Below are 16,335 nucleotides of genomic sequence, written 5' to 3' on the forward strand. Positions count from 1 at the left end.
ATTATGCTCTCCTCTTTTTTAAATATGAAATAAGTGCCAATATTCCAATGAACAAAGAGAGAGATAGAATGAATAGTAGCGAAAGCGGCAGAACCAATTGATATAGCAAGCCTAAAAATTTATCGTCGCTGATGGGAATCAATGATAATAAAAACAGAGTGATATAAATAACGGCCAGAATCCATAATCGTGCTTTTTTATCCGTTACATGAAATAGCTCTGGTATAAGCGCGGAAGCCAGGGAAATTCGGATAAACGCTCCAGACATCCACTGATAAACAGCAAGAAAATCAAGATATTCAATATACGTTCCTAATTTAATCAATCGCCATTGGTCAAAGGCCGGGTAACGTAAATTCGTTGCTTCTTTCGGTCCATATTCAATAATCGCGCCAATCGTTGGACCAATGCTTAAGCTTGCGGCGAGAACACTAACGATGAAAAGAGCTTTAAAAGAAAAACGAGTTTGAAGATGATGTTGCATGAATAAAATAATAAAAATTTCCACATATCCGGCACCGGCATAGATCATTCCTTTGAAAACAGGAGTAAAGCCATTCTCCATGATTGGCTTTAATAATGAATAATCTTTATGCGGCGTAGTTGCGATCGCAACTAAAATCCCAAAAATAAAAACAAATGGTAAAAGAATAACCGCCGTCTTTGCGATGGATGGGATGCCATGATATGCGTTATAAAAGCACATCACTGTTAAGATTAATAAAATGGCCCAATCGGGTGTCCGCGTTAAGTAGGCAGTAGTAGTAAACGTAACCGTGTCGTTGAGTGTAATATAGCCTATAACAAGTAATAATAGGCTTCCAAGAATGGCCACGAAATATGCAATAGCACGATTAAATTCTGTTTTTAACCATAAGAATAAATTCATTTGATTGGATTGCTTCATGACAAAATACAACAGCGGAAGCCATAATGGCAATGCAACAAGCGCTGTGATTGCCGAAATCCATGCATCACGACCGGCTGCGTCTAATAGCAACGGGACCACAATGACATGATTCATTAGCCCGATAGATAACATAAACACACAAGCCAGTTGAACGGTATTTAACGGAGTATTATTCACGGCGGACACCTTTCTTTTGGATGAATTACTAATCATGTTACTATTTTTTCCTAAAACAGAATACCTATTCTTTTTTGCAACATACATGGAATAATATGCAAAAATAGTAATGTGTATTTGACGATAATTTGATACAATGAAACAAAATGGAATGATATAGAAAAAAGGTGGGAACGGTGAGAATGTATTTCCATTTATTTGAAAACGACCAACCGTCTGCTTGTTTCTAAGACGAGGCGAGCAGCCAATAACCACGCCTTGTCTTAGGGATGAGGTTTTAATCCCTATAAAGACGGAGGTTTGTTTCACGATGAAAAATACATTTTTTGGCGCTTTCTGTTTATCTTTGGCAGCAAGCATTTGGGGCGGAATGTACGTTGTCAGCAAATACGTCCTTGATTTTGTTCCGCCGTTTACGTTAGTGTGGCTTCGTTATGCAATCGCGTTCGTTGTTTTATTTGGGATATTAAAATTTCATCAATATAAAACAAAAACGAGGATATCCATTCGAAAACAAGATTGGCTTTTGCTAGGGTGGATCGGTTTTATCGGTTATTTTGTTTCGATATCTTTGCAATTTATCGGAACAAAATTATCCGATGCGCATACAGGCGCATTAATTACGTCGGCAACTCCGGCGTTTATTGTCTTGTTCGCAAAATTTGTCCTAAACGAATCCGTCACCTTGAGAAAAGTTATCGCTCTTTTGATGGCTACTATCGGGGTTGTCATCGTCATCGGCTTTGACAATAGCGGAGGACAATCATTTTGGGGAAATATGATGTTAGTTGGGGCGGCGCTGACATGGGCGCTTTTATCTGTGTACGTGAAAGTGGCATCAGCCCGTTTTTCGACCTTAATGATCACAACATATGCCATTTGGTTTGCCTTATTATTCACTACACCGGTTATGCTTTGGGAACTGCATGAGCAACCTGTTTCTTTTCCTAATATAATAGTGGTGTTTGGAATTCTTTATCTTGGGATTATTTCAACCGCAGGGGCGTTTTTTCTTTGGAATAAAGGAATGGAAATGATGGATGCCGGGATTGGCTCGTTGTTTTTCTTTTTTCAGCCGCTTGTCGGCGCTGTGTTTGGCTTTTTGTTTTTACATGAACAGATAACCGCCTCGTTTTATTTAGGCGGGTTGCTGATTATCATAGGGGTGTTTATTGCCGTTATGTCTCCTATCCATCAACATCAGTCAAAAGAAGGGGAGAATCATGCTCGCACAAGTCTCTAGTCGAATAAAAGGTCTAATGATGGTCATCACCGGTGCAACGCTTTGGGGATTATCAGGAACAGCGGCGCAAGTGTTATTTCAGGACAAGCAAATAACCGCAGAATGGCTTGTCGTGGTGCGAATGATGATTGCGGGAAGCGCGTTGTTATTGTTTGCGGTATGCAAACGGATGGCGATATTTTCGATTTGGACCGGCATCAAAAGCATCGGAAGCTTGCTCTTGTTTGGATTTGTCGGCATGCTTGGTGTGCAATATACATATTTTGCATCGATCGCCACCGGCAATGCGGCTACGGCGACATTATTGCAATATTTAGCTCCTGTCTATATCGTGTTATACGCCATGGCTGCTCAAAAACATCGTCCATCGAAAGAGGTGATGCTTGCAATTGTATTGGCTCTTTTAGGAACTTTTCTATTAATTACAAACGGTTCAACCGGAGAATTAAAAGTGCCGTTGATATCTGTCGTTTGGGGAATTCTTTCTGGTGTTGCCTTAGCATTTTATACGTTAGCTTCGGCACAGATGCTGAAAAAGTGGCACTCCATCATCGTTGTCGGCTGGGGAATGGTCATCGGTGGGGGAGGCATGTGTTTCGTTTTTCCTCCGTTTCCTTTGCCGGCGATTCGCTGGGATGTGGAGACGTGGCTGCTTATCTTGTTTGTCATTGTATTTGGCACTTTATTTGCATTTTTATTATTTGTCGAAAGCATCCGCTACTTATCGCCAACGGAATCGAGCTTGCTGTCTAGTGTAGAGCCGCTGTCAGCCGTAATCGCCTCGATTGTTTTTTTACATGTTCCGTTCGGCCTGTTTCAAGCTATTGGAGCCGCTTGCATTATGGTGACCGTTCTTTTATTGTCTCCAAAAAAAGAGAGACAATCTTCCAACTCGACATCTATAACATAAGAAAGGGATGTGGATTAGCTCCACATCCCTCTTTTACTGACAGAATCAGTTCGCGGCTTTAGGAAACGTAATCGTCAACGTGGTTCCTTTATTAACCTCGCTTTGAATATGCAACGTTCCCTGCATCGTTTGAATCATCTTTACCGCGACCATGGTTCCAAGACCGGTTCCCTTTTCTTTTGTACTAAAGTATGGCTCACCAAATCGATTCATTTGTTCCGTTGTCATTCCCACTCCTGTGTCTTTAATCGTAATGATGACATGATTTCCATGCAAGAAGGATGAAATCGTCAATGTCCCTCCGTTCGGCATGGCTTCGATGCTGTTTTTTATCAAATTCAAAAAGCACTGCTGAAAGTACTGAATGTTTCCAACAATCGCGCCGGGTTGTAGCTCTTCAACAATTTCAATCGAGTTCATATGAGCCATTGGCGCCAACATCTGAATTACCTTTCGCAGCTGGTCATCTACCATCAGGCGTTCCACTTTGTTCGAGGCTGGTTTGGCGAAGGTTAAATATTCGTTAATAATCGCTTCCGCTCGATTAATTTCGTCTAAAGCAATTTGAATGTAGCGATCTTTTGCGTCTTGTGAAAGAGAAGGAGTTTTTAATAATTGAATAAATCCTTTGACAACAGTTAATGGATTGCGAATTTCATGTGAAATGCTCGCCGCGAGTTGACTAACCACTTCCATTTTCTCGATTTTTACTAGCTTTGAGCGCATCATAGTCGCTTCTTTTAATGTTTCCATAATATACACGACAAATAGCATTCCAATGGGAGGCAGCAAAATGAAATAAACAATATATGATTTTGTTACTGAAAACTGTGCGATGATGATGGCAAGAAACGTGGTGAGAATCGCCAGAAACAAGGTTAACCAGACCGACATAGAGAGTTTGTTTGCTCGTTTTAAAGTCTTAAATGATGGCGAAATGAGAGCTGTGATAACCAACATGGTCATATACACAATCGCGGTAAGATACTCAAACCCGTAAATCAGAGTGCGGGAAGCTAGCAAAATCAGGAACAAAATAATGCCGACGATTCCACCACCATACAGCGTACCGACAAGAAAAGGAATTTGTCGTAAATCATGGATGCAACGTTCATCAATGTAAATAGGAAATTTCATGCATAAAATGATCGGAAACCCCATGCAAACGGCAAGGAGAGCATCTCTGTACAATGGCCGCTTTTTAAATATTTCCCCGTGATCATAAATAAAGTAAAAAACAAATACGCTCACTAAGATATAAAACAAATTGTTTAATACATGTTGATTTATATATGCCCCCATATAATATCCCCTATCTACGAAAATTCAACACTATTATTATACGGAAAGAATGGGATGGAAAAATATCTTTTTTATAAAGGAATTGCGTTTACACAGAGTGTTTTGGCTTCAGTAGGCAAAAATTTTGCCGTGACATAATTTAGCATGTTGTCGTTCATAATGAAACTAACGAACCGTGATCAGGATGGTGGCAATAGATGAAATGGATGCATTTAACAGTTGAGCTTGTGACAGGATTTGTGCTTTTATTTCTCGTTGTGAAAGTAGCTGGCAAAAAACTGATCCATCAAATAAGCCCATTTACGTTTATTTCAGCGCTTGTATTAGGAGAGCTGTTAGGAAACGCTCTATATGATGATCATGTCCATCTGTGGTATATCATCTATTCGATATCGTTGTGGGGAGCTTTATTATTGCTTGTCGAATACATGAATCAAAAATGGCTCTCGTTTCGCCGTCTTAGCGAGGGAAAACCGACGGCGCTAATCCGTAATGGGATCATTGATTATGAAGCGTTGAAGAAAAATCGGATGACGCTCAATCAACTGCAAAGTTTGCTTCGGCAAAGCGAAACGTTTTCCTTGAGGGAAGTCGCTTTTTGTTATTTAGAAGCAAACGGTTCGATCAGCGTCTTGAAAAAAGCGAAATATCAAAAAACAACGCGCGAAGATTTTCAATTGCCGCCGCATCCCGTTTATGTTCCGATTACGCTCATCCGCGACGGAGAGCTGCTTATCGATGAACTGCGCGAACTTGGCAAAGATGAAGAGTGGCTGCAGCGGGAGCTCCGTGCTCATGGAGTGGCATCGTATCAAGACGTCTTCATTGCCGAATGGCTGGAAGGAGACGGCCTGTTTGTGCAGACGTATTCGTAATGTAAGGAATATCATTTCCTTATGTTACGTTTTTTTATTTATGGAAAATACTTGCTATTTAACTGTTATAAGTGTATTATTATTAATAGTACAGTTGGTACAGATAATGAAAGGAGGTATAAGCAGTTTGTTAGACATCTATAAAAATGTATAAAATCATGTAATCTACTGTTATTGAACGTGGAGAGTTGGATGTTCTCCATCTTTTCCATCGTCACCTGTCTGATGATAAAAAATCATCTTTCCCTTCCTCAATGTAAAAAGGAAATGAAGAAGATTTGGCGAATATATGTTCTTAAGGATCCAAACAAGGGGGAAGGCAAGGGGATGAAAACGGTTCGGGGGATGAAAATCGTTTCCGATGATGAAACACAACTTCGCTCATTAGATGAGTTGATGCGCGTCTTTGGTTCCGCGAAGCGATACGCGTTCAACCGCTTGCTGGAGGGAAGGAACGCAAAAGACATCATCAAGCACCTTCCGCATCAATTTCAGCTCAACAAACGGTTTGCCGAAGATGCGGTCTTGCTTGTTCAATCACTGATTTCTTCCCAACGTGAATTGCTTCCAATGCGCTTGGAGGATGTGCGGGCGAAAATCGAAAAAACCGAAAAGAAAATCGATGACTACCAACATGGAAGAAAAACACCGAAAAAAGTCGATCTTCCAACATGTCTAGGTGGATTGCACCAACGGTTAGAAAAGCTCAAAGCGAAAGAAGCCGAGCTAACGCATCATCTGGAACAAGGGACCATTCCACGTGTGATTTTTGGTGGCAAAGAGAATTTTTATAAGCGCTTGAAAGGAAAAATCACGAACGAAGAATGGAAAGATGTGCGCTCGAATCAGTTGTACGCCAGAGGAGATAAAAGCAAAAAAGGAAATTTGAATATTCGCCTTACCTATGACGACAAGACGTACCAATGTTATGTAGAAATCGCCAATCCACTTGGACAACAAGAAGGGAAACACGCTCCCCGTTTACGATTTCCTGTGTCTGTTCCTGAAAAATATGAGGATGAAATCATCGATGTCATCATGGGCGAGCAGGTGGACGTGAATACAAAAGGAAAGCCGATCATCGAATATCAACCATATACCGTCGAAATCCAACGCAAAAACGGGGAATATTATGTCCATCTCACCTATGAAGAAGAGGTATATGGCAGGGAACTTGCCTATGATGAACCGATTCAAGCGGAACGAATCGCTGGGATGGATATCAATATTGACCGCATCGCCGTAAGCATCGTTTCGAAACAAGGAAACTTCATTAAATCGAAAGTGTTTTACTGTCATGAACTCGAATATGTGAAAGCGAATAAACGAAACAACATCGTTGGAGAAACCGTACGAGATGTGTATGACTGGCTGCTTCAAGAGAATGTCGGGGCAGTGGTCATCGAAAACATTCAACTAAGACAGCAGCACGATACGGACAAACGATTCAATCGCTTGACACATCATTTCAAAAAGAAAAAACTGACTGATACCATCATTCGCCGAGGCTTACGGCTTGGGTTTCGCATCAAAAAAGTGAATCCGGCGTATACCAGCGTCATCGGTCGTTTCAAGTATAGGAAAAAATATGGGTTATCCGTTCATGAAAGTGCCGCTTTGGTGATTGGCAGACGGGGATTGGGGTATCGTGAACGATTACCAAAAGAACTCATTCACATCATAAAAACGAAAGTGAAGCGCCATTTGATTGCTTTGTTAGGGTCGATGGAAGAATCCTATAAGCAATCGAAAAGCGGAACGAAACAACGGCAATATCTAGGTATGATGTTAAAAAAGATCGAGAACTTCAAAGAGGAACATGAATGGTCATTATGGAACATCCTGCACAAATTCTGCTGGCTGAACCAGTACCAAATTCAACTGCGGGAGGTGTAGACCTGGTTGCTAAAATCGTTGTCGTGTACTGACCGATGGAAGGAATGGTGCACGGCAGGTGCCGTCGCTGACAGCGATCCACGGGATGTCTTTCACAGCGGGTGAATGACAAGGGGATTACCTTCCTGATGGAACTCGGTGAGAATCCGAGCGGCAAGCGATGTTTCCTGGTTCCATCGTGATGAGTCGATTTTTATAGATTTTAGTAACCAGGGGGTATGTTTGAGCTAGATATCCGCAGCCGTCAACCGATTTATGAACAGCTTGTCGAAAAAATGAAAGAAATGATCATCCGCGAAATATGGAAGCCGCATGAGCAGCTGCCATCCGTACGGATGTTGGCGAAACAATTGACGATTAATCCAAACACGATTCAAAAAGCGTATCGGGAATTAGAGCACCAAGGGTTTATTTATTCAATTCCAGGAAAAGGCAACTTTGTTTCTCCGCAGCCAAAAGCAGCAAGTCAAGAAAAAATCGAAGCCATTCGGCACGATATTATCCGCCTGGCTGCCGAGGCGCTTTTTTTAGGGGTGACCAAAGAGGAAGTGCTACAATGGATTGAACAAGCGGAACAAGGGGAGAGAGGGGGAGAAACCGATGATTCACTTGACGAACGTAACGAAAACATTTGACCGCTTTCAAGCGATTCGCAAAGTGAACATGACAGTGCAAAAGGGAAGAATTTACGGCCTGCTCGGCTCCAATGGCGCGGGGAAAACGACATTGCTAAAGATGATGGCTGGGATTATCCGTCCTGATCATGGCACGGTGCTCATTGATGGAGAAGAAGTATGGGAAAATCCAGAAGTGAAGCGGCGAATCATGTTTTTGCCGGATCATGTATATTTTTTCCCGCAAACAACAATCGAACAAATGGCCGCGTTTTACGAAAGCGTCTATCCATCTTTTAATCGGGAGCGGTTTACAAGATTACAAGAAATATTTTTGCTCGATCCGCGCAAAAAAATTCACCAGTTTTCGAAAGGAATGCAGCGTCAAGCCGCGTTTTGGCTCGCCTTTTCGGTGATGCCGGACGTGCTCGTCATGGATGAGCCGCTCGATGGACTCGATGCGGTCGTTAGGCAAAAAGTGAAAAACATTATCGTCCAAGAGGTCGCCGAGCGCGAAATGACGGTCGTTATTTCTTCGCATAACTTGCGGGAGATGGAAGATCTTTGCGATTGTATCGGCATTTTACATGAGGGAGAAATGATGTTTGAAAAAGAGCTGGACGCGATGAAAACCGATATCCATAAAATTCAAGTCGCTTTTCGCAATGGAATTCCAAAGCAATTTGCCGAGCAGCTTGATATCGTTTACAAAGAGCAGCGCGGCAGCGTCCTTCTCCTCATTGTGCGCGGCGAAAAGCAGGAAATCATTTCTTATATTAAGCCGTTTCAGCCGCTCATCTTCGATATCCTGCCGCTTACGCTCGAAGAAATTTTCATTTACGAAATGGGGGATGTCGGCTATGCCATCGAAAATATTATCGTTTAACCGCGGGTTTTTGGTGCAAAATCTTCGCAGCGTCGGCTGGATTGGCATCGTGCATTTTTTGCTTTGGTTCGCCGCTATTCCGCTGCAATTATTGATGGCTTACTCCCAGCAGAAAGATAGCGGTATTTTTCCAGAATGGGAAAGCTTATACAGCATTTCCGCAGAGTTTCAAACGATGATCGTTTTTACGCTGCCGGTGTTGTTAGCCACACTGTTATTTCGTTACATGCAAGGAAAACAATCCTCTGATTTTATGCATAGCTTGCCTGTGCAGCGAGCAGAGTTGTTTTGCCAGCAAGCTGTGTTTGGAGTGGGACTTGTTGTCCTCCCGATCGCGCTTGTTTCGTTGCTTACCATCGTTTGTCGCTATGGATTAAGTCTTTCCGTGCCGCTTGCCATCGGTGACATCATCCGCTGGATGTGGGAAACGGCTATTATGGAACTGTTTGTTTTTGCCGCTTCTGTTTTTGTTGGCATAATGACAGGCATGTCGACGCTGCAAGTTGTATTTACTTACATTTTGTTTTTATTCCCGGCAGGCATCACTGTTTTGTTATTGACCAATACTTCGTTTTTATTGGTTGGCTTCCCGGCTGATTATTATTTATCGAAAAATCTGGAGGAAATTGTTCCGTTTTTCCGCTATTTACGGCTTGAAGCAGCACCGTTGACAGCAGGGGAATCGCTTGTTTATCTGCTTTTGATGATGTTGCTCCTTATTTTCGCGATTTGGCTGTACCAAAAACGGCATAGCGAGGCGGCGACGCAGGCGCTGGCGTTTCCGGTGCTCCGTCCGATCTTTAAGTACGGCGTCGCTTTTTGTACGATGCTTCTTGGCGGTTTTTATTTCGGCGTTACACAAAACCAGTTTTCCTGGATTGTGTTCGGATATATCACCTTCTCATTTATCGGCTTTTTTGTTGCCGAAATGATTATCGAAAAAACGTGGCGCGTTTTCCATAAGTGGAAAGGGTATGTTTATTTTGCCGCGGCGATGGTGGCCGTTGGTATTTTGGTTCATCTTGATATAACCGGATATGAAAAACGGCTGCCGGCGCTAGAGGATATCCGCCAAGTCTATTTCGGCGGTTCCGTTTATGATTTTGTCGAGAATGGCCAACGTTCGCATGTGCCGTTTGAGCAAGAAAACCAATTTTTAAAGGAAAAGGAAAACATTCACGCCGTCTACGCGTTTCACCAACAGTTAGTCAACGATCAGCCAAAACCGTCGCCGTTTACGGAACAAAGACAAGTGGTCATCGGCTATGTGCTAAAGGACGGCAAGCGGATGATCCGTCAGTACCATGTGCCTAGCGATCAGTATTTTTCCTATTTCCAACCAATTTTAGAATCGAAAGAGTATAAGAAAAACTATTATTTATTGCTCCGCGATCAAGGATATTCGCCGATTCGCCAAGTTGCCTTCCGCACCCCGGAAACGGGCGAGAAAACGTTGACGATCATCGAGCCGCAGCAAATTGATTCATTTATCGAAGCGTTAAAAACTGATTTAATGGAAGAACCGGCAAGCTCCATGCTGGATGACAACGTATGGGAGGGGGATATCGAACTGCTGCAAAGCAACGGCGATATCATCCAACTCGAATGGAAAAAAACGTATACTCATGTCGAAAAATGGCTCAAAGATCATCATCTGCTCGAAAAAGCCAGGGGGAATGCGGAATGATAAAAGGGAATCATTGTGATTCCCTTTTTTTGATGAAAAACATTCAAATTATCGTTTGAATGAATTGACGCTTTTATTGATGAAGGAATATAATATATTCAAATGAATATTTGAATGAAGGTGACAAGATGGCGAACGATGTATGTGAAGTATTTTCCATTAACGCGGAAAAAGTCGATGCCGTCCGGCAGCGCATCAATGAAATCAGCGGGGTGGAACAGCTGTTTAAAGCGCTTGCCGATGCGACGCGCTTAAAAATCACGTATGCGTTAATGCTCGAAAAAGAGCTGTGCGTCTGTGATGTCGCGACGATTATCGGCTGCACGGTCGCAACCGCTTCCCACCATTTGCGTTTGCTTCGCGATATGGGAATCACCAAGCACCGCAAAGAAGGGAAACTCGTGTTTTATTCGCTGAAAGACGACCATGTCGAGCAGCTTGTGGCTCTGGCGCTTGTCCACGCCAAAGAGGGGGAAGAACACGATGGAAAATAAACATGTGTACCGCCTTCAAGGCCTTTCCTGCGCCAACTGTGCGGCAAAGTTTGAGAAAAATGTGAAAAGCATTGCAACGGTCAAAGATGCCGAAGTCAATTTTGGCGCGGCGAAACTAACAGTTATCGGCGAAGCGTCGATTGCGGAGCTGGAAAAAGCGGGTGCTTTTGACGGAATTACCGTCATTCCGGAAACAGAGCGGAAAGAACAGAAAGCAGAACCGTTTTGGAAAAAGAAAACAAATGTGATTGCGATGGTATCGGCTTTGTTTCTCCTTGCCGGCTATGCAGCTGCTTATACGATCGGAGAACGGCATATCGCAACCATTTTATTATTTACAGCAAGTATCATCATTGGCGGCTACCATTTATTAAAAACCGGAATCAACAATCTTGTTCGTCTGCAATTTGATATGAATACGCTCATGACGATTGCTGTCATTGGGGCAGCGTGCATCGGAGAGTGGAAAGAAGGAGCGGTCGTTGTCTTCCTATTTGCGGTTAGCGAAGCGCTTGAGCGGTATTCCATGGATACGGCGCGCCGTTCGATTCAACGGCTGATGGATATCGCTCCGAAAAAAGCGATCGTGCTTCGAGATGGCAAAGAGTATGAAGTGGATGTGGAAGATATCGTTGTCGGCGATACGATAATTGTGAAACCAGGGCAAAAAATCGCAATGGATGGCATCGTGCTTCGCGGTGAATCATCCGTAAACGAAGCGGCGATTACAGGCGAATCGATGCCGGTAGCCAAAACCATTGGCGATGAAGTATATGCCGGAACGTTGAATGCAGAAGGCGCGCTCGAAGTACGAGTGACAAAGCAGGTGAAGGACACAACGATTGCGAAAATCATTCATCTTGTCGAAGAGGCGCAGGCACAGCGGGCGCCAGCCCAGCAATTTATCGACCGCTTTGCGCGCTATTATACGCCAGCGATTATGCTCATTGCTTTCCTTCTTGCAATAGTGCCGCCGCTATGGCTTGGCGGAGAATGGCTGACGTGGATTTACCGCGGCTTGACGGTGCTTGTCGTCGGATGTCCGTGCGCGCTTGTCATTAGCACGCCGGTCGCAATTGTAACCGCCATTGGGCAAGCGGCACGGCAAGGAGTGCTTATTAAAGGTGGAGCGTATTTAGAAGAAATCGGAAAACTTTCGGCTATTGCGTTTGATAAAACAGGAACATTAACGACTGGAACCCCAGAAGTGACCGATATTTATCCATTTGGCGGCCTGGATGAAAAGGAAGTGCTAAAAATCGCCGCAGCCATCGAAAAACAGTCAGAGCATCCGCTTGCTTCTGCCATTTTACGCAAAGCAGAGGAATTACAAATATCATTGGACAGTTTGCAAGTAAGCGAGTTTCGCGCGATGACCGGCAAAGGAGCGGCAGCATGTGTGAACGGAACCATGTATTATATTGGAAAACCGTCCTTGTTTTCCGATGCGTCTATATGCGAAGACGTGCGCGCGCAAATCACACGTGCACAAAAGCAAGGAAATACGGTCATGCTGCTTGGTGATGAAACAAAGGTGCTTGGAATGATTGCCGTTTCTGATCAACTGCGTGAAAATGCTGCTTTTGTGCTAGAAACATTACGTAATCTAGGAATCACTCAAACAATCATGTTAACCGGCGATCACGAAACGACAGCGCGGGCCATTGCCTCTTCCCTTCCACTTACCGATATTCGCGCTGAATTGCTTCCAGAAGAAAAATTGACGGCGATTCAAACGCTACAGCAACAATCAGGACGTATCGCGATGGTCGGCGACGGTGTCAACGATGCTCCCGCGCTCGCTGCGGCAAACATTGGCATTGCCATGGGGGATATTGGAACAGATGTAGCGTTAGAAACAGCGGACGTTGTCTTGATGGGCGATGATCTTGGGAAACTCCCATATGCCATTCGGTTAGGACGGAAAACGATGCGCATTATTCAACAGAACATTGCGATTGCTTTTTTGTTAAAAGTGCTGGCACTTGTTCTTATTATTCCAGGTTGGCTTACGTTATGGATGGCCATTTTTGCGGATATGGGAGCGACGCTGCTCGTATTGCTCAATTCGATGCGGCTGCTTCGTCTAGGCGCGGTCAGCAAATGATAAAAAAGGTTTCTTGCCTTGGCAAGAAACCTTTTTTACATTTTATTTTGTTTTTGAAGAAATAGCGCCGCTAACACATCGAGCACCCATAACAATAAAATGAAAAATAAAATAAACATTTCCGGTGTTTCCATGACACGAAAAGGGTTCAGGACGTTGCGCATCGATTGACGTAATGTAAAACCCATTAACATATCCATTTCAATGGCGAGACCGATTAAAATGCTGCCAATAAACAACGAAATGCCCAGCACTTTCATTGAATCCACCTACTGTTGTTTTTTTCTTTAGTTTTTGTTTTCTACCATGGAATCATTCTTTGATCGTATATTCCCCCCCTTTGTTGTCTATAATGGCAAGTAAATGAGTTGGAGCGAGGGGAGTACGATGCTGTTTCAGTGGGGATTGCGAAAAAAACAACAAGAAAAGAAAACGACAACACAACAAAAACATGATCAAAGCGGTCAAGCGCAGGATGTTCCGCACGAGCCGATTCATTCGCAGCTGGATGTGAATATCGATATCATTCGCCATACGACCGGGAACAGTTCCGATATTGTCATCCGTCGTTTTATGATTGGACAAGAACAGTCGATTCGAGCTGCTCTCATTTTTATCGATGGGCTTGCCGATGAAAAGAATGTATATCAATTTTTGCTTGAGCCGCTTATGGCAGCAACGTTTCCGACTACCTTATCCCCGAAAGATACGTTTTGCTTTATGGAAAAAAAACTAGCTGCTGTCGGCAAAATCGAGCGCATCTCCCAGTGGGTTGATTTATTTTTGGCACTTATGTCAGGGGAGACGATTATTCTTCTTGATGGAGTGACGTTTGCTTTAAGTGCAAGTACGAGTGGGGGAGAATATCGAGCGATTGAAGAGCCGCAAACACAGCTAGCTATTCGCGGTCCGCGCGATGGATTTACGGAATCGCTGCGCATGAACACCACCCTCATTCGCCGTCGCATTAAAAATCCGAATCTATGGCTCGAAACAATGAAAATTGGCGAAGTGACAAAAACGGATGTTGCTATTATGTATGTGAAAGGAGTTGCCAACGACGAAATCGTTGAAGAAGTTAAAAAACGGCTTCGCCGCATACATATTGATAGTGTCCTTGAAACAGGATATATCGAACAATTAATTGAAGATCAAACATTTACTACTTTTCCGACAACGTATCATACAGAGCGGCCGGATGTGGTAGCAGCCAATCTTCTCGAAGGTAGAGTGGCCATATTCGTTGAAGGAACTCCATTTGTGCTCATTGCACCCGCTTTGTTTATCCAATTTTTTCAAGCGGTTGAAGATTATTATGCTCGCTTTGATATTGCAACAGCACTTCGATTTTTGCGTGTTCTTGTTTTCTTTCTTTCACTTGTTGCCCCGGCGATTTATATTGCAGCAACGACGTTTCATCAAGAAATGATCCCAACTACGCTTGTCATTGCGATCGCTGCTCAACGGGAGTCAGTTCCATTTCCGGGGTTTGTCGAGGCGTTGGTGATGGAAGTAATTTTTGAAATTTTGCGGGAAGCAGGGGTGCGCTTGCCGCGTGCTGTCGGTCAGGCTGTTTCAATTGTCGGAGCGCTTGTCATCGGACAGGCAGCCGTAGAGGCAGGGTTTGTTTCGTCGGCGATGGTGATTGTCGTTTCCATTACGGCAATCGCCAGCTTTGCGACCCCTTCGTTTGCGATTGCAATTTCTGCGCGCCTCATTCGTTTTGCGCTCATGTTTCTTGCGGCGATGTTTGGGTTTTACGGCATTATTATAGGAATTTTGGTGATGACGATTCATTTATGCAGTCTTCGTTCCTTTGGCGTTCCATATATGTCACCGCTTGCTCCGTTTATTCCATCCAACATGGGCGATACGCTTTTCCGTGTGCCGACATGGGCGTTTAAAGAACGGCCACGTTTAATCAATCAGAAAAATATTATTCGCCAGGGAAATCATCAACGATCTCAGCCGCCTGCTTCCAATCGTCAGGAGAAAAATGAGGGAGAGCAATCATGAAACAAAAAATGGCAATCACCCTTTTACTTCTGTTATGTGCAACCGTTCTTTCCGGATGTTGGAGCAAAAAAGAGCTGACCGATTTGGCATTTGTCATCGCTGTCGGAATTGATAAAACGAAGGATGGAAAATTTGCGGTGACATTTCAAGTCGTCAACCCAGGAAACGTTGCTGGTTCGACACAGCGCGGTGGAGGCAGTGGCGGGGTGCCGGTTTCCATTTACAAAGCAACAGGAGATAACCTCGTTGAGGCAAGCCGGAAAGCGTCTAAAAAACTATCACGGCTTATCTATTATGCGCATACCAACTTAGTGGTTATTGGTGAAGAAGTGGCAAAAGAAGGAGTCAACGGATTGTTTGATGCACTCGAAAGAAATAGTCAATTTCGCACGACAGCAATGGTCGTGATCGCCCGACGCAATTCAGCGGAAGAGGTTCTCAAAATATTAACGCCCATTGACAAAATTTCAGCAAATCAAATTATAAAAACATTGCAATTTTCTGAAAAAATATGGGGGCAAACGATTCATGTTCGTGTAGGAGAAGTAATTAATGATCTCTCTTCATTAGGAAAAGCACCAATCATTAGCGGTGTGGAGATTGTAGGAAGTGTACCAAAAGGGAAGCGGCAAACGAACGTGCAAGCTTCTGAACCTGATGCGCGATTGAATATCAATGGTTTAGCGATGTTTAAAGAGGATAAACTTGTCAGATGGATTAATGGCGAAGCAGCGCGTGGAGTGGTATGGATTCTTGATAAAATGGAACAAACGAGCGTGACTATCGAGTGGAAACAGAAAAAAGAAGCAGCTGCCTATAAAGTCGTTCGTGCCAAAACGAGTGTAGCGGCGCATATGAAAAAAGGAAAACCGTCCATTTCCATTCATATTCGTGCAGAGGGAGATATCGGCGAAGAGTTTGTCTCCATTGATTTTACCAATCCTAAGCAAATTTTTGCATTAGAAAAAAAAGCGGAAACAAGTATAAAAAAGGAAGTGGTCAAAGCGATAGAAGAAGCAAAAAAAGCAAAAACGGATATCTTTGGTTTCGGAGATGTTGTCTACCGTTCCTATCCGCAGCAATGGAAAACAATGAAATCAGACTGGAATGATCGCTATTTTCCTCAACTAGAGGTAAATGTAACGGTAGAAGCGTTTATTCGCCGGACAGGATTGCGAACGAAATCGTACCTATTTGGGCAGTGAGGGCGGTGAAATG

Annotated in this window: 14 protein-coding genes; 11 read left to right on the forward strand and 3 right to left on the reverse strand. The window is 43.5% G+C overall.

Annotated elements, in window-relative coordinates; genetic code table 11:
- Position 1: 1 nt before the first annotated feature.
- On the reverse strand, positions 2–1,087 hold the full coding sequence (locus QSJ37_RS01485) for a GerAB/ArcD/ProY family transporter (RefSeq protein ID WP_285753076.1): 1,086 nt from the start codon (positions 1,085–1,087) through the stop codon (positions 2–4).
- A gap of 310 nt (positions 1,088–1,397) precedes the next feature.
- Between QSJ37_RS01485 and QSJ37_RS01490 the strand changes: the two genes are divergently transcribed.
- Complete coding sequence (locus QSJ37_RS01490; RefSeq protein WP_285753078.1) at positions 1,398–2,330, forward strand: DMT family transporter; 933 nt, start codon at positions 1,398–1,400, stop codon at positions 2,328–2,330.
- Positions 2,311–3,240 (forward strand): DMT family transporter, encoded by a 930-nt coding sequence (locus tag QSJ37_RS01495; RefSeq protein WP_285753081.1) that lies wholly within the window; start codon positions 2,311–2,313, stop codon positions 3,238–3,240. Before QSJ37_RS01490 ends, QSJ37_RS01495 begins: the two co-directional genes overlap by 20 nt.
- A 45-nt stretch (positions 3,241–3,285) precedes the next feature.
- Here QSJ37_RS01495 and QSJ37_RS01500 read toward each other — a convergent pair whose 3' ends face one another.
- Positions 3,286–4,542: a sensor histidine kinase gene (locus QSJ37_RS01500; protein ID WP_285753083.1), complete on the reverse strand. Its 1,257-nt coding sequence runs from the start codon at positions 4,540–4,542 to the stop codon at positions 3,286–3,288.
- Between the two features lie 197 nt (positions 4,543–4,739).
- Here QSJ37_RS01500 and QSJ37_RS01505 point away from each other — a divergent pair, with 197 nt between their 5' ends.
- The 7 genes from QSJ37_RS01505 to QSJ37_RS01535 all read left to right on the forward strand — a co-directional run bounded on the left by QSJ37_RS01505 (position 4,740) and on the right by QSJ37_RS01535 (position 13,101).
- Positions 4,740–5,417: a DUF421 domain-containing protein gene (locus QSJ37_RS01505; RefSeq protein WP_285753085.1), complete on the forward strand. Its 678-nt coding sequence runs from the start codon at positions 4,740–4,742 to the stop codon at positions 5,415–5,417.
- Between the two features lie 327 nt (positions 5,418–5,744).
- Complete coding sequence (locus QSJ37_RS01510) at positions 5,745–7,313, forward strand: IS200/IS605 family accessory protein TnpB-related protein (protein WP_285753087.1); 1,569 nt, start codon at positions 5,745–5,747, stop codon at positions 7,311–7,313.
- Between the two features lie 218 nt (positions 7,314–7,531).
- Positions 7,532–7,948, forward strand: a complete 417-nt coding sequence (locus tag QSJ37_RS01515) for a GntR family transcriptional regulator (RefSeq protein ID WP_285753089.1) — start codon at positions 7,532–7,534, stop codon at positions 7,946–7,948.
- The gene (locus QSJ37_RS01520; protein WP_285753092.1) at positions 7,914–8,813 is read left to right on the forward strand and encodes an ABC transporter ATP-binding protein; all 900 of its coding nucleotides are present in this window, start codon (positions 7,914–7,916) and stop codon (positions 8,811–8,813) included. The genes QSJ37_RS01515 and QSJ37_RS01520 overlap by 35 nt, the downstream gene beginning before the upstream one ends.
- On the forward strand, positions 8,788–10,500 hold the full coding sequence (locus QSJ37_RS01525) for a DUF6449 domain-containing protein (RefSeq protein WP_285753094.1): 1,713 nt from the start codon (positions 8,788–8,790) through the stop codon (positions 10,498–10,500). Before QSJ37_RS01520 ends, QSJ37_RS01525 begins: the two co-directional genes overlap by 26 nt.
- A 128-nt stretch (positions 10,501–10,628) precedes the next feature.
- Entirely contained in the window at positions 10,629–10,994 is a 366-nt protein-coding gene (locus QSJ37_RS01530; protein ID WP_205423654.1) for an ArsR/SmtB family transcription factor, read from the forward strand.
- On the forward strand, positions 10,984–13,101 hold the full coding sequence (locus QSJ37_RS01535; RefSeq protein WP_285753099.1) for a heavy metal translocating P-type ATPase: 2,118 nt from the start codon (positions 10,984–10,986) through the stop codon (positions 13,099–13,101). The genes QSJ37_RS01530 and QSJ37_RS01535 overlap by 11 nt, the downstream gene beginning before the upstream one ends.
- A gap of 35 nt (positions 13,102–13,136) precedes the next feature.
- Here QSJ37_RS01535 and QSJ37_RS01540 read toward each other — a convergent pair whose 3' ends face one another.
- Complete coding sequence (locus tag QSJ37_RS01540) at positions 13,137–13,361, reverse strand: YczF family membrane protein (RefSeq protein ID WP_285753101.1); 225 nt, start codon at positions 13,359–13,361, stop codon at positions 13,137–13,139.
- Positions 13,362–13,488: 127 nt separating this feature from the next.
- On the opposite strand from QSJ37_RS01540, the gene QSJ37_RS01545 reads away from it, so the two are divergent.
- Positions 13,489–15,117 (forward strand): spore germination protein, encoded by a 1,629-nt coding sequence (locus tag QSJ37_RS01545; RefSeq protein WP_285753103.1) that lies wholly within the window; start codon positions 13,489–13,491, stop codon positions 15,115–15,117.
- Complete coding sequence (locus tag QSJ37_RS01550) at positions 15,114–16,322, forward strand: Ger(x)C family spore germination protein (RefSeq protein WP_285753105.1); 1,209 nt, start codon at positions 15,114–15,116, stop codon at positions 16,320–16,322. The genes QSJ37_RS01545 and QSJ37_RS01550 overlap by 4 nt, the downstream gene beginning before the upstream one ends.
- The last annotated feature ends 13 nt before the right edge of the window (positions 16,323–16,335 follow it).

Source organism: Parageobacillus sp. G301 (assembly GCF_030268025.1).
Lineage (GTDB): Bacteria > Bacillota > Bacilli > Bacillales > Anoxybacillaceae > Parageobacillus_B > Parageobacillus_B toebii.

Bases quoted from the DNA above. Each gene is read 5' to 3' on its own strand.
- QSJ37_RS01505 (WP_285753085.1), top strand. From the start codon at position 4,740: ATGAAATGGATGCATTTAACAGTTGAGCTTGTGACAGGATTTGTGCTT.
- QSJ37_RS01525 (WP_285753094.1), top strand. From the start codon at position 8,788: ATGCCATCGAAAATATTATCGTTTAACCGCGGGTTTTTGGTGCAAAAT.
- QSJ37_RS01530 (WP_205423654.1), top strand. From the start codon at position 10,629: ATGGCGAACGATGTATGTGAAGTATTTTCCATTAACGCGGAAAAAGTC.
- QSJ37_RS01490 (WP_285753078.1), top strand. From the start codon at position 1,398: ATGAAAAATACATTTTTTGGCGCTTTCTGTTTATCTTTGGCAGCAAGC.
- QSJ37_RS01520 (WP_285753092.1), top strand. From the start codon at position 7,914: ATGATTCACTTGACGAACGTAACGAAAACATTTGACCGCTTTCAAGCG.
- QSJ37_RS01540 (WP_285753101.1), bottom strand. From the start codon at position 13,361: ATGAAAGTGCTGGGCATTTCGTTGTTTATTGGCAGCATTTTAATCGGT.
- QSJ37_RS01535 (WP_285753099.1), top strand. From the start codon at position 10,984: ATGGAAAATAAACATGTGTACCGCCTTCAAGGCCTTTCCTGCGCCAAC.
- QSJ37_RS01510 (WP_285753087.1), top strand. From the start codon at position 5,745: ATGAAAACGGTTCGGGGGATGAAAATCGTTTCCGATGATGAAACACAA.
- QSJ37_RS01545 (WP_285753103.1), top strand. From the start codon at position 13,489: ATGCTGTTTCAGTGGGGATTGCGAAAAAAACAACAAGAAAAGAAAACG.
- QSJ37_RS01500 (WP_285753083.1), bottom strand. From the start codon at position 4,542: ATGGGGGCATATATAAATCAACATGTATTAAACAATTTGTTTTATATC.
- QSJ37_RS01515 (WP_285753089.1), top strand. From the start codon at position 7,532: ATGTTTGAGCTAGATATCCGCAGCCGTCAACCGATTTATGAACAGCTT.
- QSJ37_RS01550 (WP_285753105.1), top strand. From the start codon at position 15,114: ATGAAACAAAAAATGGCAATCACCCTTTTACTTCTGTTATGTGCAACC.
- QSJ37_RS01495 (WP_285753081.1), top strand. From the start codon at position 2,311: ATGCTCGCACAAGTCTCTAGTCGAATAAAAGGTCTAATGATGGTCATC.